24 protein-coding genes are annotated in these 21,549 nt (G+C 70.5%); 11 read left to right on the top strand and 13 right to left on the bottom strand.

Annotated features, from left to right (window positions below):
• Positions 1–2: 2 nt before the first annotated feature.
• Positions 3–467: a response regulator transcription factor gene (locus tag ASG91_RS00955; protein WP_056920748.1), complete on the bottom strand. Its 465-nt coding sequence runs from the start codon at positions 465–467 to the stop codon at positions 3–5.
• Positions 468–647: 180 nt separating this feature from the next.
• On the opposite strand from ASG91_RS00955, the gene ASG91_RS00950 reads away from it, so the two are divergent.
• The 5 genes from ASG91_RS00950 to ASG91_RS00930 all read left to right on the top strand — a co-directional run bounded on the left by ASG91_RS00950 (position 648) and on the right by ASG91_RS00930 (position 5,462).
• Entirely contained in the window at positions 648–1,229 is a 582-nt protein-coding gene (locus tag ASG91_RS00950; RefSeq protein ID WP_082593188.1) for a heme-copper oxidase subunit III, read from the top strand.
• Positions 1,230–1,293: 64 nt separating this feature from the next.
• Entirely contained in the window at positions 1,294–2,079 is a 786-nt protein-coding gene (locus tag ASG91_RS00945) for a c-type cytochrome (RefSeq protein WP_056920747.1), read from the top strand.
• A gap of 85 nt (positions 2,080–2,164) precedes the next feature.
• Positions 2,165–3,256, top strand: a complete 1,092-nt coding sequence (locus ASG91_RS00940) for a ubiquinol-cytochrome c reductase iron-sulfur subunit (RefSeq protein WP_056920746.1) — start codon at positions 2,165–2,167, stop codon at positions 3,254–3,256.
• The gene (locus ASG91_RS00935) at positions 3,253–5,022 is read left to right on the top strand and encodes a ubiquinol-cytochrome c reductase cytochrome b subunit (protein ID WP_056920745.1); all 1,770 of its coding nucleotides are present in this window, start codon (positions 3,253–3,255) and stop codon (positions 5,020–5,022) included. Before ASG91_RS00940 ends, ASG91_RS00935 begins: the two co-directional genes overlap by 4 nt.
• Before the next feature lie 98 nt (positions 5,023–5,120).
• The gene (locus tag ASG91_RS00930) at positions 5,121–5,462 is read left to right on the top strand and encodes a metallopeptidase family protein (RefSeq protein ID WP_200961210.1); all 342 of its coding nucleotides are present in this window, start codon (positions 5,121–5,123) and stop codon (positions 5,460–5,462) included.
• Positions 5,463–5,485: 23 nt separating this feature from the next.
• On the opposite strand, the gene ASG91_RS00925 is transcribed toward ASG91_RS00930, so the two are convergent.
• The 5 genes from ASG91_RS00925 to coxB all read right to left on the bottom strand — a co-directional run bounded on the left by ASG91_RS00925 (position 5,486) and on the right by coxB (position 11,314).
• Positions 5,486–6,454: an alkaline phosphatase family protein gene (locus tag ASG91_RS00925; protein ID WP_056920743.1), complete on the bottom strand. Its 969-nt coding sequence runs from the start codon at positions 6,452–6,454 to the stop codon at positions 5,486–5,488.
• A gap of 116 nt (positions 6,455–6,570) precedes the next feature.
• Positions 6,571–7,764: an Ig-like domain-containing protein gene (locus ASG91_RS00920; RefSeq protein ID WP_235545300.1), complete on the bottom strand. Its 1,194-nt coding sequence runs from the start codon at positions 7,762–7,764 to the stop codon at positions 6,571–6,573.
• Positions 7,765–8,213: 449 nt separating this feature from the next.
• Positions 8,214–8,615, bottom strand: a complete 402-nt coding sequence (locus ASG91_RS00915; RefSeq protein WP_056920742.1) for a cytochrome c oxidase subunit 4 — start codon at positions 8,613–8,615, stop codon at positions 8,214–8,216.
• A gap of 3 nt (positions 8,616–8,618) precedes the next feature.
• Positions 8,619–10,412: a cytochrome c oxidase subunit I gene (gene ctaD / locus ASG91_RS00910; RefSeq protein WP_056920741.1), complete on the bottom strand. Its 1,794-nt coding sequence runs from the start codon at positions 10,410–10,412 to the stop codon at positions 8,619–8,621.
• Entirely contained in the window at positions 10,412–11,314 is a 903-nt protein-coding gene (gene coxB, locus ASG91_RS00905; protein WP_235545298.1) for a cytochrome c oxidase subunit II, read from the bottom strand. Before coxB ends, ctaD begins: the two co-directional genes overlap by 1 nt.
• A gap of 95 nt (positions 11,315–11,409) precedes the next feature.
• Between coxB and ASG91_RS00900 the strand changes: the two genes are divergently transcribed.
• Together ASG91_RS00900 and ASG91_RS00895 are read left to right on the top strand one after the other, a co-directional pair.
• Positions 11,410–12,627, top strand: coding sequence for an aminotransferase class V-fold PLP-dependent enzyme (locus tag ASG91_RS00900; RefSeq protein ID WP_235545296.1), 1,218 nt, complete (start codon positions 11,410–11,412; stop codon positions 12,625–12,627).
• The gene (locus ASG91_RS00895; RefSeq protein ID WP_056920739.1) at positions 12,624–12,905 is read left to right on the top strand and encodes a sulfurtransferase TusA family protein; all 282 of its coding nucleotides are present in this window, start codon (positions 12,624–12,626) and stop codon (positions 12,903–12,905) included. The genes ASG91_RS00900 and ASG91_RS00895 overlap by 4 nt, the downstream gene beginning before the upstream one ends.
• A 12-nt stretch (positions 12,906–12,917) precedes the next feature.
• Here the strand turns inward: ASG91_RS00895 and aat are convergent, their stop codons facing one another.
• Positions 12,918–13,601 (bottom strand): leucyl/phenylalanyl-tRNA--protein transferase, encoded by a 684-nt coding sequence (gene aat / locus ASG91_RS00890; RefSeq protein ID WP_056921195.1) that lies wholly within the window; start codon positions 13,599–13,601, stop codon positions 12,918–12,920.
• A 17-nt stretch (positions 13,602–13,618) separates the two neighbouring features.
• Entirely contained in the window at positions 13,619–14,605 is a 987-nt protein-coding gene (locus tag ASG91_RS00885) for a carbohydrate kinase family protein (protein ID WP_056920738.1), read from the bottom strand.
• A 90-nt stretch (positions 14,606–14,695) separates the two neighbouring features.
• On the opposite strand from ASG91_RS00885, the gene ASG91_RS00880 reads away from it, so the two are divergent.
• Positions 14,696–15,421, top strand: a complete 726-nt coding sequence (locus ASG91_RS00880; protein ID WP_056920737.1) for a flavodoxin family protein — start codon at positions 14,696–14,698, stop codon at positions 15,419–15,421.
• Between the two features lie 116 nt (positions 15,422–15,537).
• Here the strand turns inward: ASG91_RS00880 and ASG91_RS00875 are convergent, their stop codons facing one another.
• Positions 15,538–15,930, bottom strand: coding sequence for an iron-sulfur cluster assembly accessory protein (locus ASG91_RS00875; RefSeq protein ID WP_056920736.1), 393 nt, complete (start codon positions 15,928–15,930; stop codon positions 15,538–15,540).
• Positions 15,931–16,025: 95 nt separating this feature from the next.
• Complete coding sequence (locus tag ASG91_RS00870) at positions 16,026–17,192, bottom strand: glycerate kinase (RefSeq protein ID WP_056920735.1); 1,167 nt, start codon at positions 17,190–17,192, stop codon at positions 16,026–16,028.
• A gap of 128 nt (positions 17,193–17,320) precedes the next feature.
• On the opposite strand from ASG91_RS00870, the gene ASG91_RS00865 reads away from it, so the two are divergent.
• On the top strand, positions 17,321–17,542 hold the full coding sequence (locus ASG91_RS00865) for a hypothetical protein (RefSeq protein WP_056920734.1): 222 nt from the start codon (positions 17,321–17,323) through the stop codon (positions 17,540–17,542).
• A 10-nt stretch (positions 17,543–17,552) separates the two neighbouring features.
• Here ASG91_RS00865 and ASG91_RS00860 read toward each other — a convergent pair whose 3' ends face one another.
• Positions 17,553–18,332, bottom strand: coding sequence for a maleylpyruvate isomerase N-terminal domain-containing protein (locus ASG91_RS00860; RefSeq protein WP_056920733.1), 780 nt, complete (start codon positions 18,330–18,332; stop codon positions 17,553–17,555).
• Positions 18,333–18,394: 62 nt separating this feature from the next.
• Between ASG91_RS00860 and nadA the strand changes: the two genes are divergently transcribed.
• Positions 18,395–19,597, top strand: coding sequence for a quinolinate synthase NadA (gene nadA / locus ASG91_RS00855; protein ID WP_235543842.1), 1,203 nt, complete (start codon positions 18,395–18,397; stop codon positions 19,595–19,597).
• A gap of 9 nt (positions 19,598–19,606) precedes the next feature.
• On the opposite strand, the gene ASG91_RS00850 is transcribed toward nadA, so the two are convergent.
• Both ASG91_RS00850 and ASG91_RS00845 read right to left on the bottom strand, forming a co-directional pair.
• Positions 19,607–20,611 carry a hypothetical protein gene (locus tag ASG91_RS00850; protein ID WP_056920731.1) on the bottom strand — a complete coding sequence of 335 codons (1,005 nt, stop codon included), beginning with the start codon at positions 20,609–20,611 and terminating at the stop codon, positions 19,607–19,609.
• Entirely contained in the window at positions 20,608–21,174 is a 567-nt protein-coding gene (locus tag ASG91_RS00845) for an RNA polymerase sigma factor (RefSeq protein ID WP_162257486.1), read from the bottom strand. The genes ASG91_RS00850 and ASG91_RS00845 overlap by 4 nt, the downstream gene beginning before the upstream one ends.
• A gap of 207 nt (positions 21,175–21,381) precedes the next feature.
• On the opposite strand from ASG91_RS00845, the gene ASG91_RS20475 reads away from it, so the two are divergent.
• Positions 21,382–21,531, top strand: coding sequence for a hypothetical protein (locus ASG91_RS20475; RefSeq protein WP_157582025.1), 150 nt, complete (start codon positions 21,382–21,384; stop codon positions 21,529–21,531).
• Positions 21,532–21,549: the final 18 nt, after the last annotated feature.

The raw sequence follows: 21,549 nt of genomic DNA, 5'->3' as shown, positions 1-21,549 counted from the left end.
GCTCAGGAGGCGCTGGGACGCCCGCGGCGACCCAGCTCGGCCACGGCCGAGGCCAGGGCGATCGGGTCGAGCGGGTGCGGGACGGCCAGGTCGGCGAGCGACCAGGTGGCCAGCCAGCCGTCCTGCGGGCGACCGGTCAGCACCAGCACCGGGGGGCAGGCGAAGATCTCGCTCTTGAGCTGCCGGCAGAGGCCGAGCCCACCGGTCGGGGCCGCCTCGCCGTCGAGGATGAGGACGTCGAACGAGGCGTTCTCGACGGCCTCGATCACCGCCGCCGCGGTGGCACACTCCCGCCACGAGGAGACCTCGACGTCGCGGGCCGGCCGACGGCCCACGGTGACGCGGACAGCGTCCCGGGTGGTCTTGTCGTCGCTGTACAAGAGCACCGAGATCTGACGGGTCTGAGCCGCTGCTGGTGACCCCGACGAGGTCGGGACGTCAGCGGCGGTCGCGTGCGAAGCGGTCATGGCGCTGATGCTACCGGTGCGGCGTTTCGGCGCGGTCACGCGCCCATCGGGGGGTCGACGGTGTGCCGGACTGGGAATGTGGCTAATCTGGCGCACGTGGCGACCGCATCTCCAGTGACCTCTGAACCCGCTCGCTCGGCCGGCAGCATCCCCGGCCACGGGCCGGTGTCCCGACCCAACATGGTGTCGGTCGGCACCATCGTCTGGCTCTCCAGCGAGCTGATGTTCTTCGCTGGCCTGTTCGCGATGTACTTCACGATCCGCTCGGTCGAGCCGGACCTGTGGCACACCTCGACCGAGGTGCTCAACGTGCCCTTCGCCACCATCAACACGATCGTCCTCGTGGTGTCCTCGGTGTGGTGCCAGCTCGGCGTCCACGCGGCGGAGCACGGCAAGCCGCATCGCGGCGACGCCAGCCTCCTCGCGGTCAAGAACTGGGGCATGCGCGAGTGGTACGTGCTGACCTACATCTTCGGCGCGATCTTCGTGTCCGGGCAGGTGCTCGAGTACTCCGAGCTGGTCCACGAGGGCATCACCCTCTCGTCCACCGCGTACGGCTCGGTCTTCTACCTGACGACCGGCTTCCATGCCATGCACGTGACCGGCGGCCTCCTCGCCTTCCTGCTCATCATCGGCCGCACCTTCACGACCCGGCACTACAGCCATGCGCAGGCCGCGGGTGCTGTCGTGACCTCCTACTACTGGCACTTCGTCGACGTCGTGTGGATCGCGCTGTTCGCGACGATCTACCTGTTGAAGTGACCGGCACGATGCTCCACCCGCACCCCCAGCCAGCCCTGCCCACCTCCGTCGACAGGACCGCACCGTGAACGCCTTGGCCGCCCGCCGCCGACACCCGGCCGCGATCGCCCTGCTCCTGCTCCTGGGTCTGATCCTCACCGGGGTCGCGTACTCGACCTTCGCCCCCAAGCAGGCCGACGCCGCCACTGCCGCGGCCAGCTCGGTCGAGGAGGGCAAGAAGCTCTTCCTGGCCAACTGCGCGACCTGCCACGGCCTGCAGGCCCAGGGCACGAAGGCCGGCCCCGCCCTCCCGGGCGTCGGCGCCGCGGCCGTGGACTTCCAGATGGGCACCGGACGGATGCCGATGGCAGCCCCGAACGTCCAGGCGCCCCGCGCCGACGAGGTCCGGTTCACCCAGGAACAGATCTCGGCCGTCGCCGCCTACATCGCCTCGCTGGCCCCCGGCCCCGCCGTGCCCGACGCGGAGTACACCACTGGTGAGGGTGGCGACGTCGCCCTCGGCGCCGAGCTGTTCCGCGTCAACTGCGCCATGTGCCACAACTTCGCCGGCTCGGGTGGCGCGCTCACCCGGGGCAAGTACGCCCCGGCCCTGCGCGACATCGAGGGCAAGCACATCTACGAGGCGATGGTGACCGGCCCGCAGTCGATGCCCGTCTTCAACGACGACAACATCTCCCCCGAGGCCAAGAACGACATCGTCGCCTACCTCCACGAGGTCGACAAGCAGGAGAACGTCGGCGGCATGGCCCTGGGCAACCTCGGCCCCGTCTCCGAGGGCCTGTTCGTCTGGATCTTCGGGCTCGGCATCATGGTCGGCTTCGCCGTCTGGCTCGGCCGGAAGGCCGCGTGATGACTGCGTCACCATGTCTGGCCACATCCGCCCCGTGCGGCGACACTGGAACTGACCACCGCGACTCGACAGGATCGACGACACGATGAGCGAACACGACACGCCGCACGGCGAGGTCGTCGGCACTGGCGACGGCTACGGCTCGACGGCGGTCCGCCTCGACCAGGGCCACGTCGAGGGCACCGGCGGTCTGCCGGCCCGCTTCGAGGACCCGGGCCTTCCCCCGCACGTCGCGCGGATGGCCGACCTGGACGAGAAGGGCGCCAAGCGCGCCGAGAAGCAGGTCGCGGCGCTCTTCGGGCTCTCCAGCCTCGGCACCATCCTCTTCATCGTGGCCTACTTCGCCATCGACCCCGAGAAGTCGGGCTTCATCCCCGGCATTGGCAACGCCAGCATCTACAACGTGGTCCTCGGGATCACCATGGCGCTGGCCCTGCTCGGGTGCGGCGTCGGCGCCGTGCACTGGGCCAAGACCCTGATGCCCGACTCCGAGTCGGTCGAGTACCGCCACACCCAGCGAGCGAGTGACGAGGACCGCCAGCGGGTCGTCACCAACCTCATGGACGGGGGCGAGAAGGCCCAGCTCGGGCGCCGCCCCCTCATCAAGTTCTCACTCGCCGGCGCGCTGGCACTGCCGCCGCTCGCGATCCTGCTGCCGCTGGTCGGTGGACTGGGCCCGCTCCCGAAGGACCAGCTGTCCACGACCATGTGGAAGAAGGGCGACCGGCTCGTCCGCGACCCCGAGCGCACGCCGATCCGCGCCGACCAGGTCACCATCGGCTCGGTCTTCCACGTGCTCCCCGAGTCGATCAAGGACTCCGAGCACGTCCTCGAGGACAAGGCCAAGGCGGCAGTGCTCCTGATGCGCCTCAACCCCGAGGACATCAAGCCCCAGAAGGAACGCGACTGGGGCCACGAGGGCATCGTCGCCTACTCCAAGATCTGCACCCACGTCGGTTGCCCCGTGGGTCTGTACGAGCAGCAGACGCACCACCTGCTCTGCCCCTGCCACCAGTCGACGTTCGACGTGACGCAGGACTGCAAGGTCATCTTCGGCCCGGCCAAGCGCCCCTTGCCGCAGCTGAAGATCACCGTCGATTCCGAGGGTTACCTGGTGGCCGACGCCCCGTTCCGTGAGGCTGTCGGTCCGAGTTTCTGGGAGCGTGGTTCCGCATGAGCAGCAACGGACGCAGCGGGTCGGCCGACCCCATCGATCGCCTGCGCAAGGACGACGCCACGCCCGAGGCACCCACCGCCCCCGCCCTGAAGGCCGTCGGTGGAGTGGCCGGCTGGCTCGACGACCGCACCGGCGCCGCCAAGCCCGTGGGCTACCTCATGAAGAAGGTCTTCCCCGAGCACTGGTCGTTCATGCTCGGCGAAGTCGCCATGTACTCCATGATCATCTGCCTGCTGTCGGGCACCTTCCTCACCTTCTGGTTCGTCCCGAGCGCCGGTCAGGTCGTCTACGACGGCTCCTACCTGCCGTTGCGTGGCATCACGATGTCCGAGGCGTTCCGCTCCACCGTCGACATCTCGTTCGACATCCGCGGTGGCCTGCTGATCCGCCAGATCCACCACTGGGCCGCGCTGATGTTCATCGTGGCGCTGTCGGTCCACATGCTCCGCGTCTTCTTCACCGGCGCGTTCCGCAAGCCGCGCGAGATCAACTGGGTGATCGGCTGCATCCTGTCGATGCTGGCCCTGGTCGAGGGCTTCGCGGGCTACTCGCTCCCCGACGACCTGCTGTCCGGCACCGGCCTGCGCGCCGCCGAGGGCTTCATGCGCTCGGTGCCCGTGCTCGGCTCCTACCTGTCGTTCGCGCTGTTCGACGGCCCGTTCCCGGGCGAGGCGATCATCCCCCGCCTGTTCTCGATCCACGTGCTGCTGCTCCCGGCGATCCTGGTCGGCCTGTTCACGGCGCACATCGGGCTGGTGTTCGTGCACAAGCACACCCAGTTCCCCGGGCCGGGTCGCACCAACGACAACGTCGTCGGCTTCCCGGTGATGCCGGTCTACGCGGCTAAGGCCGGTGGCTTCTTCTTCATCGTCTTCGGTGTCATCTCGCTCATCTCGGGCCTGGTCACGATCAACCCGATCTGGGCCTACGGGCCGTACGACCCGTCGCCCGTGACGGCGGGGTCCCAACCGGACTGGTACATGGGCTTCGCCGACGGAGCGCTGCGCCTGCTGCCGGGCTGGCTGGAGTTCACCGCGTTCGGGTTCACCTTCTCGTTCAACGTCATGATCGGCGCGATCCTGCTGATCCCCGTGATGTACGGGCTGATGGCCGTCTACCCGTTCCTCGAGCGGTGGGTGACCGGCGACACCCGCGAGCACCACCTGCTCGACCGGCCGCGCAACAACCCCACCCGCACGGGGCTGGGCATGGCAGCGCTGACGGCCTACGGCGTGCTCATGTTCGCCGCCGGCAACGACCTGATGGCGATCAAGCTGCACCTGTCCATCAACGACATCACCCACATCCTGCGGGCGGCGTTCTTCATCGCTCCCCCACTGGTGTTCTGGGTGACCAAGCGGATCTGCCTGTCGCTGCAGCGCAAGGACCGCGACCTGGTCCTGCACGGCCGCGAGACCGGTCGCATCATCCGCACCGCCGACGGGAAGTTCTTCGAGCAGCACGAGCCGCTCGACGAGTTCACCCGCTGGAACCTCGTGCAGCACGACCCCCACGAGGTCCTCACCCTGGAGCGGGCGACCGACGAGCACGGCGTGGTCTCGCCCACCGCGCGCAAGGACAAGGCCCGCTCGGCACTGTCCCGGTTCTACTTCAGCGACTCGATCAACCCGGTCACGCCGGCTGAGCTCGCCGCCGCCCACCACGACGGCCACGGCCACGAGTCGATCGGTGCCATCGAGGCCAGCGACGACGAGACCCGCCCCGCCCTCGAGAGCGCCCGCAGGGAGCCCCCCAAGCGCCCCTGACCGCTCACGACGCCGTATGCCGCCCGCTCAGCTCGAGCGGGCGGCATACCGCTGTCTGCGGTGCGGCCCGCTCGTGGCAGGCTGGGTCCGTGGTCGAGATGGACGCGGCGGAGTTCGAGCTGGCGGTCGGGGATGCGTTGGACGCGGTGCCGCCGGAGCTGATGCGGCTGCTCGACAACGTGGTCTTCTTCGTCGAGGACGAGCCGCCCGCCGACGACCCGGACCTGCTCGGCGTCTACGACGGGACACCCCTGACCGAGCGCGGCGACGCGTGGGCGGGCGCACTCCCCGACCGGATCACCATCTTTCGCGGGCCGCTGACCCGGATGTGCGAGGACCGTGACGACCTGCTCGACGAGATCGCCGTGACCGTGGTGCACGAGATCGCCCACCACTTCGGCATCGACGACGAGCGGCTCCACGCCCTCGGCTGGGACTGAGCATCGACGCGGCGTGCCGCCCGTCAGCGCAGCGGCAGGTGGAAGCTCGTGGCCATCGAGGTGGCGGTCTTCGCGCGGCCGAGCGGCTCGGTGCCGGTGACCTCGGCGTAGAGCCGGGCCAGCGAGTAGTGGTCGAGCCGGGCCGTCACCACCCGGTGTCGTTGGCTGGGGTGCGCCACGACCGTGAGCACCCGGTTGCCGGCGGTCTTGTCGTCCTCGTCGGCGGTGAGCACGACGGCGAGCCGACCGGCCTTCCAGTCCGGGCCGGCCTGGATCCTGGTCATCCACCCCTGGAACCACCGGTCGGCCGTGGCGAGGCTGCAGTCGTGCGCGTCGTGGCACAGGTCGGGGACGACCATCGCGGCGTTCGGCAGGGAGCCTCCGTCGACGGCGGGCCCGAGCGCCGAGACCGGCAGGTCGTACTTGCGGCAGAGCGCCCGCTCGTCGACGAAGTAGGGCCACGGGTTGTGCTTCACGGCGTACCGCCCGCTGGACACCAGGGCGCAGTTGCCGGGCATGGCGTCCACGTAGACCGCGGCCTTGAGCCCCGCCGAGATCGTCCGGCCGAAGACCGAGGGTCCGTGCACGGGGACGTTGTCGGCCGGGGCCTTGTTCGTGGTGACGAGGTGGGTGCTGCCCGACGCGATGGCGATGTAGTTGGGCAGGGACGGGTGGCGCACCCCGAAGTAGCTGGTCGCGTAGCCGTAGGTCTGCGCGAGCTTGTAGGTGTAGGGCATCTGCGCGCGCATCTGCGCGAGCGAGTGGTTCTCGACGACGAAGACGATCAGCTTGCTGACCGGGACGACCGCAGTCGCGGACGAGGCCGCGGACACGGTGGTCGTGGTGGTCGTCGTCGTGGTGCGGGCGCTGGTCGGGCTCGTCGTGGTGGTGGCGGCGCTGCCGACCGCGTCGGCGCCCGACGAGTCGGCACACCCGGCGAGCCCGAGCACGGCCAGCACCGAGCAGGTCACGAGCAGGCGGGTCCGGTGCACCCTTGAACCATGACACACCCGGCGCCGACTCACCGGGCGACACTCGAGGGTCGCCGCCTCACCGGGCGATGACTCGCAGCGCCCCGGGCTCCCCTCGCGCCCTCGGCGGGCAAGGCTCAGGCGAGGGCGCTCTGCGCCTTCCACTTCGCGAACGAGTACTGCCAGACACCGATGCCCTCGGTCGGCAGGAACGGGCGGTTGGACCCCTTGAAGGTCACCACGTCACCGACCTTGGAGTTCTCGAACATCCACTTGGCGTTGGCCGGCGACATGTTCACGCAGCCGTGGCTGACGTTGGCGTTGCCCTGGGCACCCACCGACCACGGGGCGGAGTGGAGGTACTCACCGGTCCAGGTGACCCGCAGATTCCAGTCCGTCTCCTCCTTGTAGTAGCCGGGCTTGCCCTTGGGGATGCCGATGGTCGTCGAGTCCATCGTGACGTGACCCTCCTTGCGGATGATCACCTTGGTCCCCGACCGGGTCTCGGTGGTGGCGCCGGGGCGACCGGTGCTGACCGGGATCACCTTGATGACCTGGCCGCCACGACGGACCGTCATGTGGTGACCCTTGATGTCGACCGTGGAGACCATCGACGAGCCCACCGTGAAGCTGGCGCTGTCGTCGTTGCCGACCCACTTGCCCTCGCCCGTCTGGACGCCGGTCAGCGGTGCGGTGATGGTGACCTTGGTGCCGGGCTTCCAGTAGTACGCCGGACGCCACATCAGCTGGCGGTTGTCGAGCCAGCCCCACGCCCCGGCCTGCTTGGGCGAGGTGGTGACCGTGACCCGCTTCTCGACCTCGGCGCGCATCTTCGCGGTGGTGACGGCCGAGTCGAACTGGATGCTGGCCGGCATACCGACGCCGACGGTCTCACCGGAGTTGAGGATGCCGTAGGTCGCGGTGACCTTGGGCTTCAGGGTCTTGAAGGTCGAGGTCGTGGTGGACGGCGTGCCGTCCTCGCCGGTGGCGGTCGCGCTGACCGTGTATGCCGCGCTGGGAGCCAGCAGCCCGCTGGAGGTCCACGTGCCGTCGTCGCCCAGCTCGCCCGCGACCTTGCGGCCCGTGGCGTCGGTGACGGTGACCTCACCGAGGGTGCCGCTGGTGGCCGTGACCACCACGGGCTCGGTCGGGAGCACGCCCGTGGCGCCCTTGGCCGGCGTGATGGTCAGCTCGGCCGGCGTGGCAGTCGCCGACGACGAGGAGGAGGACGACGAGGAGCTGGAGCCGGCCACGTCGTCGGTCGCCGGGCTGTCGACGCCGCCCGAACACCCAGCGACCAGGGCCAGCCCCGCGACCATGGTCGCGGCCACGGCCAGTCGTGCCCCTCGAGTCCTACCCACCACGTGTACTCCTGTGCTCTGCGCCGTCGTGGCGCCCTGTGCGTGATCTGAACAGCGTGTCGTGTCGCGTCCTCGGCCACAGCCGCAGGACCCGCCCGACGATGGCCGTCATCCCGACAGACGCCGGACAGGCCTGAATGGTTGGCTATGCAACTGTGTCTGGCCGGGCGATCACGAGTTCGCGCCAGGCCCCCTGAGCCCCAGCCCCCGGAGAGACCGACGGCCCGCCCCTGCGCGGACCGGAGGTCAGTCTACCTGCTCGACGGCGATGCCCCTGACACCACGACGATGCCCCTCATCCATGGCAACTACAGGCAACCGCCTGCACTACCGCGCAACCGGCCCCTCGGAGTGGGCACGAGAACGGCCGGGGGTGACCCCTGCGGGTCACACCCGGCCGATCGGCCACGCAAGCGTGCTCAGACGGCGTGCGGGCCCTTGAAGTACTCGAAGGTCCAGCCCACCAGGGCGACCACGCCGAAGGTGGCTCCGATGATGAACAGCCACCAGCCGACCGCCAGACCCAGGAAGCAGATCGCCGCCGCGCCGGCCAGGGGCAGCGGCCACCAGGAGTGCGGGCTGAAGAAGCCGTACTCACCCTCGTGCTCGGCGATCTCCCCACCGGGGTTGTCCTCGGGGCGCTCGGGGAGCCGGCGGGCGGTGGCCCACAGGTAGAACGCGATCATCGCGCCCAGCCCCGCGGACAGGAACAGACCGGCCGGTCCGACCGGCTCCTTCCAGTCGGTGAAGATGCCGTAGGCGAGGCCGACGGGGGCGAAGAAGGCCGCCAGGACGATGAAGAGCTTGTACTCGATCTTCACGGGTCAGTCACGCTCCTCGTGGTACCGCGGGTGCTTGTCGTGGTCGTACTCGCCCGTGACGTGCTCCTCGCCCGTGCGGGTCTCGGCCATGATCCGGGTCAGCGTGTCGGGGTCGGCGTGCACACCGGACAGCGGGGCCGCCTCGGGGTGGTGCAGGTCGAAGGCCGGCCGCTCGGAGCGGATCCGCGGGATCGTGTCGAAGTTGTGCCGCGGCGGCGGGCACGAAGTGGCCCACTCCAGCGATGCGCCGTAGCCCCACGGGTCGTCGGTCTCGACCAGCGGCGCGGTGCGCCAGGTCTTCCAGACGTTGTAGAGGAACGGGAGCGTCGACGCCGCGAGCAGGAACGCGCCGAAGGTGGACAGCTGGTTCATCCACGTGAAGCCGTCCTCGGGCAGGTAGTCGGCGTAGCGACGCGGCATGCCGTCGACGCCCAGCACGTGCTGGATGAGGAAGGTGGTGTGGAAGCCGATGAACAGCATCCAGAAGTGGATCTTGCCCAGCGTCTCGTCGAGCATCCGCCCGGTGAACTTGGGCCACCAGAAGTAGAAGCCGGCGAACATCGCGAAGACCACGGTGCCGAACACCACGTAGTGGAAGTGCGCCACCACGAAGTAGCTGTCGGACAGGTGGAAGTCGAGGGCCGGGCTGGACAGGATGATGCCGGTCAGGCCGCCGAAGAGGAACGTGACGAGGAAGCCGATCGCCCAGAGCATCGGCGTCTCGAAGGAGAGCTTGCCGCCCCACATCGTGCCGATCCAGTTGAAGAACTTCACGCCGGTGGGCACGGCGATGAGCATCGTCATGACCGCGAAGAACGGGAGCAGGACCTGGCCGGTCGCGTACATGTGGTGCGCCCAGACGGTGACCGACAGGGCCGCGATGCCGATGGTCGCGAAGACCAGGGTCTTGTAGCCGAAGATCGGCTTGCGCGAGAACACCGGGAGGATCTCGGAGATGATCCCGAAGAACGGCAGCGCGATGATGTAGACCTCGGGGTGGCCGAAGAACCAGAACAGGTGTTGCCACAGCATCGGGCCGCCGTTGTCGGCCTCGAAGATCTGCGCCCCGAACTTGCGGTCGGCGCCGAGGGCCAGCAGGGCGGAGGCCAGCACCGGGAACGCCATCAGCACGAGCAGGCTGGTGACCAGGATCGTCCAGGTGAAGATCGGCATCCGGAACATCGTCATGCCCGGAGCGCGCATGCAGATGATCGTGGTGATGAAGTTGACCGCACCGAGGATGGTGCCGAAACCACCGAGCGCGAGGCCGAAGACCCACAGGTCGCCACCGAGACCGGGGGTGTTGGAGGCGTCCGACAGCGGCGAGTAGGCGAACCAGCCGAACGACGCCGCACCCGATGGCGTGAGGAAGCCCGCGGAGGCGATCAGGCCACCGAAGAGGTAGAGCCAGTAGGCGAACATGTTGAGCCGCGGGAACGCGACGTCGGGCGCACCGATCTGGATCGGCATCAGCGCGTTGGCGAACCCGGCGAACAGCGGCGTCGCGAACAGCAGCAGCATGATCGTGCCGTGCATCGTGAACAGCTGGTTGAACTGGTCGGGGTTGTCGACGACCTGCAGCCCGGGCTGGAACAGCTCGGCCCGGATCAGCAGGGCGAGCACGCCACCGAAGATGAAGAAGATGAACGAGGTGATGAAGTAGAGGTTGCCGATCACCTTGTGGTCGGTGGTCGACGCCCACTTGACGACGGTCTGGCCCTTGGTGAGCCGGCGGGTCGCGGTGGCCTCGGTGGACCGGTAGTAGGTCCCGGCGGTCGACTCGGTTGCCGCTGCCATCAGTTGCTCCCTGCGCTCGGGATGAGGTGCGTGTCCTCGTCCATGACCTTGGACGGGTTCAGGCTGTTGTCGAGCTGACCGGTGTTGCCCTGGGCCTTGAGGTCGGCGATGTGCGCGTCGTAGGTGGCCTGGTCGACGACCTTGACGTTGAACAGCATCCGCGAGTGGTAGGCGCCGCAGAGCTCGGCACACTTGCCCTTGAAGTCACCGGTCTCGGTCGGGAAGACCTGGAACTTGTTGACCCGACCGGGGATCATGTCGAGCTTCTGCAGGAAGGCCGGCACCCAGAACGAGTGGATGACGTCGCGCGAGGTCAGGACGAACTCGGTGCGCTTGTCGACCGGCAGGTAGAGGGTCGGGAGGTTCTCCTCGGTGCCGGGCTCCCCCGTGAGCTCGGCCTGGGTGCCGCTCTCGTAGGTCTGCTCGTTCACGTAGTTGAAGTCCCAGCTCCACTTCTTGCCCACCACGTTGACGACGACGTCGGGGTGCTTGGAGGTGTCGAGCAGGGCTGCCTCGTCACGGGCGGTGTAGTAGAAGAGCACCGCGATCATGAAGACCGGGACGATCGTGTAGAGGATCTCCATCGGCACGTTGTAGCGCAGCTGCACCGGCAGGGCGGTGTCGTCCTTCTTGCGGCGGTAGGCGACCACGCACCAGCCGATCAGGCCCCAGACGAGGACGCCCACGAGCAGCGCCGCGATCCAGGCGCCGTTCCAGAGCGAGGTGACGCGTTCGCCACCCTCGGTCACGGCGCGCGGCAGGAAGCCGTCCTGGACGCGCCCGGCGCAGCCGGAGAGGGCGAGGGCGAGGGCGACGAGCGACAGCCCGAGAGCCGTGGTCGTTCTCCTCTGAGCAGTCCGCCGCCGCTGTGGGCGCGGCGCAGAGACGTCGTGCTGACGCAACGGTGCACCTTCTTCGAGACAGTGATGGGCCATCGCGCCAAACCCTACTCCAGCCGGTGCGTCCCGTCCGGTCAGGGTGCGGCTAACGTCAGGGTGTGGCGAACCCCTCCCCGGACGACGCTCCCAGCGGCGAATCCGACCGTCTCCCCGGGCGCGCAGTCCTTGACGCGGCACCCGGGCCGATGCACCCGCGAGCCAGGGAGACGATGCTCGCCGCGCTCGACGCCGGGTGGGCCGATCCGCGCCGCCTGCACCGCGAAGGACGGGCCGCGAGACGGCTGCTCGACCAGGCCCGCGAGGTGCTCGCCACCGGGCTCTCGGTCAGCCCGTCGGAGGTCGCCTTCGCGCCCGACGGCCCGACCGCGGTCCGCTGGATGACCGACGGCCTCCGGTATGCCGCGCGGCGCCGCGGAGCGCGCGTGGTCGCGTCCGCCGTCGAGCACTCTGCGGTCCTCGTGCCGGGCCGCCATGCGGCCGACGCCGCTGGCGACCCGGCGGCCTTCGACGCGGTGGCCGTCGACCACGCCGGGCGGGTGGACCTCGCCACGTGGCGACAGGCCGTCGCCGCACCGGGGACGGTGGCCGCCGTCCTCCAGCACGCCAACGGCGAGGTGGGCACGGTCCAGCCCCTCGAGGCGGCCCGCGCGGCCTGCCAGTCCGTCGGGGTGCCGCTCGGGGTCGACGCGCAGGCGTCCCTGGGGCGGACCTCGTCGCCCGAGGCCTACGACGTCCTGGCCGGCGACGCCGCCTCCTGGGGTGGCCCTGGCGGCCTCGGGGTCCTGTTCGTGCCGGGGCGCACGCGGTGGTTGCTCCCGGGGCCGGCCGACCCGGATGCCGCCATCAGCGGGCCCTCGGGCCACACGCCGTGGGTCCCGCTGGCGCTGGCGGCGGCCGAGGCGTGGCAGCAGACCGCGGCCGAGGCCGAGGCCGAGCACGCCGAGGCGTTCGCGCTCGTCGACCTCATCCGGGTCGCCGCCGCAGCGGTCGCCGACGTCGAGGTCGTGGGCGACCCGGTGGGTCGCCTCCCCCACGTCGTGACCTTCTCGGCGCTCTATGCCGACGGGGAGGCACTGGTGCGCGAGTTCGACCGACGGGGCTTCGCGGTCGGCTCGGGCTCCGCCTGCACGGCCAGCACCCTCGAGCCGAGCCACGTCCTGGCGGCGATGGGTGCCCTGACCCACGGCAACGTGCGCATCACGCTGCCCCTGGCCGCCGTGGCACCCGACCGGGCGGCCCAGGTGGGTGCCTTCTGCGCCGTCATCGCCGAGGTGGTCGAGTCGGTGCGGACCGAGCTCGGGGCCAGGCGACTGTGACCGGCCCGCAGCGCCCGGCCGGCGACCAGGAAGCGGCGGCCACCGCGGAGCCCCAGGTCGTCGTGGACGCCCGCGGCCTGCGGTGCCCGTTGCCCGTCATCGAGCTCGCCCGGGCCGCCCAGGGCTCGCCCGCCGGCACCGTCGTCGAGGTGTGGGCGACCGACCCGGCGGCACGGGCCGACATCCCGGCGTGGTGCCGGATGCGCGGCCAGGACTACCTCGGCGAGGTGGCCACGGACGGCGAGCACGCGGCATACCGGGTGCGCACCGTGGGGTGAGCCCCGGGACCCCTAGGCGGAGAACGCCGGCGGCTCGAGCGCCACGGCCTCGCGGAGTCGCGCGAGGTAGTCGCGACGGGACACCGTGACCACGCCGAGGGTGCGCAGGTGGTCGGTCGCCCACTGCACGTCGATGAGGCGGCGGGGGTCGCCGTCGGCGAAGACGTAGCCGGCGGTGGCCACGACCGCGGCCTTGGACGCATCGGTGACGCGGTGGAACATCGACTCCCCGGCGAAGAGCCCGCCGACGTTGATGCCGTACAGCCCTCCGACGAGCCGGCCGTCCTGCCAGGTCTCGACGCTGTGGGCCCAGCCGAGCGCGTGCAGCTCGGTGTAGGCGTCGATGATCTCGTCGGTGATCCAGCGGCCCTCGCGATTTGGGTCGGCACACGCCTCGACCACCTCGCGGAAGGCCGTGTCGACCCGCATCTCGAAGTGCCGCAACGACTTCTGGAGCGATCGGCTGGCGTGCACTCCCCCGGGCAGCAGGACCCCGCGCGGGTCCGGTGACCACCAGCCGAGCGGCCGCGCGCCGAGCTCACCGAGCCCCATCGGGAAGACGCCGCTGCGGTAGGCCTCGATCAGCGTCCCCGCCCGCAGGTCACCCCCGACGGCGACCATGTCCTCGCCGTCGTCCACCTCGCTGAGGTCGAAGACCCAGCTGGTGGGCAGGGGTTCGACCGGCTCGGCGGTCACCACCGGTGCACCGGTCCCTACGGGGCGATGCAGGCGATGTGGGGTTCGATGGCGTCCGCCGACTCCTGGCCGTAGGCGTCCGCCAGCCGCTGGAGGAAGCTCGCCTTGCCCAGCGTGTACTCCTGGGTGCCCACGGTCTCGATGACGTACGTCGCCAGCATCGACCCGAGCTCGGCGGAGTGCCGCAGCCCCAGGTCGGCCGCCAGGCCGGTGAGGAAGCCGGCCCGGAACGCGTCACCGACACCGGTCGGGTCGGCTCGGCGCACCTCGCGGGCGACCGAGACCTCGATGGTCTCCTCGCCCTTGCGCTCGATGGACACGCCGTCCTTGCCCCGCGTGATGACCCGGGTGTGCACCCGGTCGGCGATCTCGTCGGCATCCCAGCCGGTCTTCTGCTCGGTCAACGCCGCCTCGTACTCGTTGGTGAGCAGGAAGTCCGCGCCGTCGATGAGCTGGCGGATGGTCTGGCCGTCCGCGAAGGCGAGCTGCTGGCTCGGGTCGGCCGCGAACGGTATGCCGCGGGACCGGCACTCGCGCGTGTGGCGCAGCATCGCCTCGGGGTCGTTGGCGCCGACCAGGACGAGGTCGAGCCCGCCCACGCGGTGGGCGATGGGGTCGAGCTCGATGGCCCGTGCCTCGCTCATCGCGCCGGCGTAGAAGGTGGCGATCTGGGCCATGTCCTCGTCCGTGGTGCAGACGAAGCGGGCGGTGTGCTTGGACTCGGACACGTGCACCGAGTGGCAGTCGACGCCGTGGCGCTCGAGCCAGCTGCGGTAGTCGGCGAAGTCCTCCCCCACCGCCCCCACGAGGATCGGTCGCTGGCCGAGGTTGGCCATGCCGAACGCGATGTTCGCGGCCACCCCGCCCCGGCGGACCTCGAGGTCGTCCGCGAGGAACGACAGCGAGACCTTGTCGAGCTGCTCGACGACGAGGCTGTCGCGGAACCTGCCCTTGAAGGTCATCAGGTGGTCGGTGGCGATGGAACCCGTGATGGCTATCTGCACGGGACGAAAACCTACCTGTTGTGGAGGTTCACCGCGCGCAGCGACCTCTGAGCATTGCCGTGACCGGCCAGCAGGGGGCACAGTCGGTCCATGACCGAGCCCGAGATCGCCGCGTTCGACTTCACCGGCCTGCGCGCCACCTTCGTCAACTGCACCCTCAAGCGCTCGCCCGAGACCAGCAACACCCAGGCGCTGGTCGACATCAGTGCGGGCATCATGCGCAAGCACGGCGTCGACGTCGAGCTGATCCGGGCCGTCGACCACGACATCGCCACGGGTGTCTACGTCGACATGACCGAGCACGGGTGGGACCGCGACGAGTGGCCGACGCTGTTCGCGCGGATCCTCGACTCCGACATCCTCGTGGTCGCCGGGCCGATCTGGCTGGGCGACAACTCCAGCATCACCAAGCAGGTGATCGAGCGCCTCTACGCCGGCTCGTCGATGACCAACGCGGCTGGTCAGTACGTCTACTACGGCAAGGTCGGCGGCGCGATCATCACCGGCAACGAGGACGGCATCAAGCACTGCTCGTCCAACATCCTCTACAGCCTGCAGCACATCGGCTACTCGATCCCACCGGCTGCGGACGCCGGGTGGATCGGCGAGGCGGGACCCGGTCCGTCGTACCTCGACCCGGGCAGCGGCGGCCCCGAGAACGAGTTCACCCAGCGGAACACCACGTTCATGACCTGGAACCTCATGCACCTCGCGGCGCTGCTGAAGGCCGCGGGCGGCTTCCCGGTCGGGGGCAACCAGCGCACCGAGTGGGACGCGGGTGCCCGGTTCGACTACCCGAACCCCGAGTACCGCTAGCGCTGGTCCGGTGCCGACAGACGAGCGAAGGGCCCGGCACCAGTGGTGACGGGCCCTTCGACGGTGCTCAGCCGATGCTTGCTCAGCTGCAGTGCTCGATCAGCTGCTGTGCTCGATCAGCTGAAGGAGTCGCCGCAGGCGCAGGAGCTGCCGGCGTTGGGGTTGTCGATGGTGAAGCCCTGCTTCTCGATCGTGTCGGCGAAGTCGATGCTCGCGTTCTCGAGGTAGGGCGCGCTCATCCGGTCGACGACGACCTCGACACCGTCGAAGTCGCGGACGAGGTCACCGTCGAGGGTGCGCTCGTCGAAGTACAGCTGGTAGATGAGGCCGGAGCAGCCGCCGGGCTGGACTCCGACGCGCAGGCGCAGGTCGTCACGACCCTCCTGCTCGAGCAGGGACTTCACCTTGGCGGCAGCGACATCAGTGAGGAGCACGCCGTGCGTGGCCTCGGCGGGCGCCTCGGTGGCGTCGACGGTGGTCGCCGCAGCGGTCTGGTCCTGAACACTCATGGTGATGCGTCCTTCATGTCGGTGGAGGTCGGCCACTGGTGCCAACCCACGGTTCGCGCGAAATGTTCCCCGCGCCACTCCACTGTACGACGCGCTCAGGCGCGAGGGGACCAGGTGGCCGCCACTCGGGCGGTTCGCGCCGCGAGGGTGCCGACCGGATCGGTCATGGCCGCCTCCACCTGGGCGGGCGTCTCGGCCACCGCATAGCTCCCGGACAACCCCAGCGTCATGGCCTCCCGGCGACCCACGAGCGCCTGGCCGGCGATCACGACGCTGGGGGTGGCCGTCTCGAGGGCAAGCCCCGCGACCCCCGCCACGACCTTGCCCTGCAGGCTCTGCCAGTCGAAGGAGCCCTCCCCCGTGACCACGAGGTCGGCCGCCCGCAGCAGCTCGCGCAGCCCGACCGCCTCGAGGACCTCCCCCACGCCACTGACCCGGGTGCCGCCGAGCAGCAGCAGCGCGTAGCCCAGCCCGCCTGCGGCTCCGGCGCCGGGCGTCTTGTCCAGCCGCCTGGCCGTGCCGGTCAGCAGGTCGGTCTGCTCGGGCACCGTGCGCCGCACGACCTCGACGAACCGCCCCAGCGCACCCTCCAGGGCCTGGGCCACCTCCGGCGAAGCCCCCTTCTGGGGACTGAACACCGCACTGGCCCCCTGGAGCCCGAGCAGCGGCGACTCGACGTCGGTGGCGAGGACGAGCTCGACGTCGCGGAACCGCTCGCGGGCCTCGACCAGCCCCGGCAGGGCCGTGTCGGAGATCTCCGAGAGCGCCAGCCCACCGCGCGCCAGGTCGTGGGCCGCGCCGGCGCCCAGGGCCGCCAGCAGGCCGGCACCCGCGTCGTTGGTGGCGCTGCCACCGAGACCGACGACGATGCGGCTCACGCCTTCGGCGAGGGCTGCTTCGAGCAGGCGTCCCACGCCCCACGTGCTCGTGAGGGCAGGGTTGCGTTCGTCGGCCGCGAGCAGGTGGAGGCCGGCCGCCTGCGCCGACTCGAGGTATGCCGTGCGGCGGCCACCGTCGTCGACCACCAGCAGCGCTGCGGGCACCTCACGGCCGAGCGGGTCGGTCACGGTCACCGCGAGGGTCTGCGCCTCGGGCCGGGCCCCCGCGAGGACGTCGAGGAACCCCGGTCCACCGTCGGACAGTGGCCGCAGCGTCAGGAGGTCGTGCGGTGCGCTGGAGGCCCACCCCTGGGCCATCGCCTCCGCGGCCTGCTGGGCGGTGAGGGTGCCGGTGAAGCAGTCCGGGGCGATGACGACGTGCACGGTCCCATCCTTCCAGTCCGGGTGCGGGTGACAGCGGCGGGACAAATTTGCCCCCGTTGAGCACGGATTGAGCGCAAATGCCCAGCGCGGTGGAGGCGGCTGGCGGCAAACAGGTCCACACTAGACAGATGCGCCCCCGTCAGCCCGCCAAGAAGCCCCACCTGCCCAACAGCCCCTTCCGCGCCGCAGAGGTCCCCGTCATCCCGGACTTCGCCGTCAACGACCGGGTCACCCACGACCGGCACGGACTCGGCTCGGTCGTGCGGGTGACCGGCGACCGGATCCACGTGCGCTTCGGTGAGAACACCGTCAGCGTCGCGATGTCCAGCAGCAAGATCCACCCGCTCTAGGTCAGCCCACCTACGGCACCAGGGCGGCAGCGAGCAGCCGGCGGGCGGCTGCCTCGTCGCCGTCCGCCGAGAGCTCGGCAGCATCGGCGCGGTGCCAGAGCGAGAGGTAGAGCTGGGTCGCGGGTCCACTGACCCGGGCGACCGCTCCCTCCGCCACCCCGTCGACGAGCACGACGGCTCCCTCGACCACCCGAACGGTCCACGACGCCTCGATGTCGGTGCAACACAAGGCGATCGGCTCAGGCGCGGGGATCACCTCCAGGGGCGCGCGGTCCGCGTGACGGACCAGGCTGCGAGGAGCCATCACCTCGAACACCTCCGCCACGCCATCGGCCGCCTCCTGTGGAGTGAGGCCGGGGACCTGCCCCACCGGACCGGACACCGGCACGCGACCAGCGGCCTGCAACGCGTCGACGTGGTGCACCGTGGTCTCGTGGAACTGGCGGCGACGCCAGAACCCCGCCGTCCCGTGGGCCGGGTCCGCCGAGAAGCTCCACGAGGGGTGGTCCGGAGGCAGCCCGGCCAGGGTGGACACGATCGATTCGGCGCACGCGGCATACCAGTCCGCGAGTGGCTGGTCGCGGTCGCGCCGCGGGTAGGGGTCGGGAGGGGCGCCCTCGCGCGCGCTGTGGGCGGCCCAGAGGTGGACCCGGCCGAGGTGGTCGACGAGGTCGGTCACGGACCAGCCGGGGCAGGACGGCACCGCCGCTGCCAGGTCAGCGGCGCGCACCGTGGCGAGCATCGCCGAGGTCGCCGTCCCCAGGGCGGCCAGCGCGTGGTCGTCGTCCATGGGCGCGACCCTAGCCCGGCGGCCGGCGCCGGGCACGAGACCACACGGCATACGATCGGTGCGTGAGCACTCCTGTGACGCAGTCGGACTCCCGTCCCTCCCCTCTCCCGCTGCTGGTCCTCGGTCGGGGTACCGACCTGCACACCGAGCGCGGCGTCGAGTGCCCGGGCGACCTGCCTGCCCCCTCCGACCCGGGGCTCGTCGAGCGCGCCCGCGCGGCCAAGGCGGCCCTCGGCGACCAGGTGTTCGTGCTCGGGCACCACTACCAGCGCGACGAGGTCATCGAGTTCGCCGACGTCACCGGTGACTCCTTCAAGCTGGCCAAGGACGCAGCCGCGCGGCCGGACGCGCCGTACATCGTCTTCTGCGGGGTCCACTTCATGGCCGAGTCGGCCGACATCCTCACCAGCGACGAGCAGACCGTGATCCTGCCCGACCTGGCCGCGGGGTGCTCGATGGCCGACATGGCCGCGATCCGGCAGGTCGAGGACGCCTGGGACGACCTGGTCGAGGCCGGGGTGGCGGACCGGACCATCCCGGTCACCTACATGAACTCCTCCGCGGCGATCAAGGCCTTCACCGGCCGCCACGGTGGCACCATCTGCACCTCCTCCAACGCGCGCACGGCCCTCACCTGGGCCCTCGACCAGGCCGGCGAGGGCGGCAAGGTGCTCTTCCTGCCCGACCAGCACCTGGGCCGCAACACCTACGTCCGCGACCTCGGCGGCGAGCTCGACGGGTGCGTCGTCTTCGACCCGCACAAGCCGATGGGTGGCCTGACCCGGCAGGAGCTCGAGGACGCCACGATGATCCTGTGGCGCGGCCACTGCTCGGTGCACGGGCGGTTCAGCCTCGCCGCGGTCGAGCAGGCCCGGCGCGAGATCCCCGACGTCAAGGTGATCGTCCACCCGGAGTGCCAGCACGAGGTCGTGGAAGCCGCTGACGAGGTCGGCTCGACCGAGAAGATCATCAAGACCATCGCAGCCGCCCCGGCGGGCACCAAGTGGGTCGTCGGCACCGAGCTCAACCTCGTGCGGCGTCTCGCCGCGCAGTTCCCCGAGCAGCAGATCTCGTTCCTCGAGAAGAACGTCTGCTACTGCTCGACGATGAACCGGATCGACCTGCCCCACCTCGTGTGGACCCTCGAGTCACTCGTGGCCGGCCGCGTCGTCAACCCGATCCGGGTCGACCCGGACGTGGCTCACCACGCCCGGGTCGCCCTCGACCAGATGCTCGCCCTCCCCGGGGAGACCCACCGGGACTAGCGGTCCGGGTCAGTTGAGCCGCAGCCAGGTCTGCGTGCTCCCGGTCGGGAAGCAGCCGTCCGGTCCGCTCGTCGTCGTGAGCGTCGCGGTCCTGGACACCACCTTCGTGAAGACGGGCGCACACCCGTCGCCGGTGCCCGATCCGGGAACCGGTCGCACCGAGCCGTCCGAGCCGACCGTGAGCAGACCACGCAGGTCGGGGTCGACCGCGCCGTCGCCGTCGTCGTCGAGGACGTAGGTGAGCGCGGCGCCCGACTCCACCTGCCCCACGGCCAGCACCTGCTCGGTCGCCTCGTTGACCCAGGTGCCCTCGAGCTGCGACGTGACCGTCACGGTGCGGGCGGCCTCGGTGGGGAACCTCGGCTCGAGGGCGCCAGCCGCCGCAGAGCGCGGCGACACCCGCTCCAGGTGCAGGACCCATTGCTCTCCGGTCGTACACCCGGGGGTGAGAGTGGCAGCGTCCGGACCGTCGACGTGGATGCGTAGCTTGTCGCACTCGTCCTGCGAGCCGGCCTTGGTGGTCTGGGCCCAGGTGTAGAGGTCGCCCTCTCGGGTGCCGAGGGTCCTGGGAGCGCCGTCGCCTCGCGCGGTCTGTGCGCCACGCAGGTAGGCAACCGGTGTGTCGGTGTTGAAGACCCGGCCATCCGCGCTGAACTCCCAGAGCCACTCGCTGTCCGGCTGGTTCTGCCAGAGCCCGACCAGCTCGGGCGGGACCAGCGGCCAGGTCGGCGCCGGTGCGGGTGCCGGCACCGCCGGGGCCGTCTGCTCGTGGTTGACCTGCCACAGCGCCGCCCCACCCAGGACCAGCGCCGCCACGGCTGCCGCAGCCACTCCCCATTCCCAGCGACCTCGGCGGGCAACCTTGCCCTCCGACGGCCTCGTCTCCAACAGTGTCATGAGCTCGCCCTCCAGTCGGTCCATGTCGTCCTCGGTCACCAGCAGTCCGTCGGTCGCACGGTGCAGCGCCGAACGGGTCCTTGCCTCCATCGCGGTCACGTCGTCCACGTCGCTCACGGCGCCACCTCCAAGCGGTCGTGCAGGGTGGCCAGCGCCCGGCTGGCGTGCTTCTTGACCGAGCCCACGGACACCTCGAGCAGGTCGGCGGTCTGGCGTTCGGTCAGGTCGAGGTAGTAGCGGCAGACCACCACCTCGCGTTGGCGCTGCGGGAGCTCGCGCACCACGGCAGCGAGTCGCACCGACTCGTCGTGGGCGATGGCTGCCCCGTCCGCGCCCGGCAACGTGGCGACCTCGGGGGTCAGCGGCTCGGTCGCGCGGACGGTGCGGGCCCGGCTGCGGTGCACCGACCGGCACCGGTTGACCAGCGCGACCCGCAGGTAGGGCAGCGCGACCGACCGGTCCCGCAGGGTGTCCCAGTTGCGGTACAGCGAGACGAAGGCGTCCTGGACGGCCTCCTCCGCCGCGCCCCGGTCACCGGTGAGGCAGTAGCCCAACCGGACCAGGCTCACTCCGTGGGCCCGGAACAGCAGCGGCACCGCGACGTCGCGCCCGACGGCGGACGCGTTCGACCCCGAGGGAAGGATCTCCCCCGGGCCGGCGTCGCGCAGGATTGGGGTCACACCCTGAGAGTCGCACCGAGCGGCGGAATGGTTGACACCTTCGCCCGGCTGATTTTCAGGGACTGCGAACCCGGTGGCCCGGCTGCCCAGGGTGGTGGCCGGCACGCCCCGGCGAGGACTAGTCCTCCTGAGGGAGTCCAAACGCAGGCGAGCCTGCCCATACTGGGTGATCTGCAGGGATCCGCGCCCCACGCAGGAGGATCGGCCATGCTCACGATGTCACGCAGCGACTCCCCCGGGGTCGTCGTCTGCGACGCCATCGCACCGTATGGTGTGGCGATCCGCGGTCGCGATGCCTGCATCCCGACGTGCTCGGTCTGTCCGAGCGGCGGAGAGGTGTGGCGGGTCTCGCTGTAGGCAGCCGCACCCGCCGTG

The organism is Phycicoccus sp. Soil802 (assembly GCF_001429605.1).
Classification (GTDB): Bacteria; Actinomycetota; Actinomycetes; order Actinomycetales; family Dermatophilaceae; genus Pedococcus.
The sequence above is the reverse complement of the archived record's forward strand: the minus strand, read 5'-3'. Positions and strand labels throughout refer to the sequence as shown.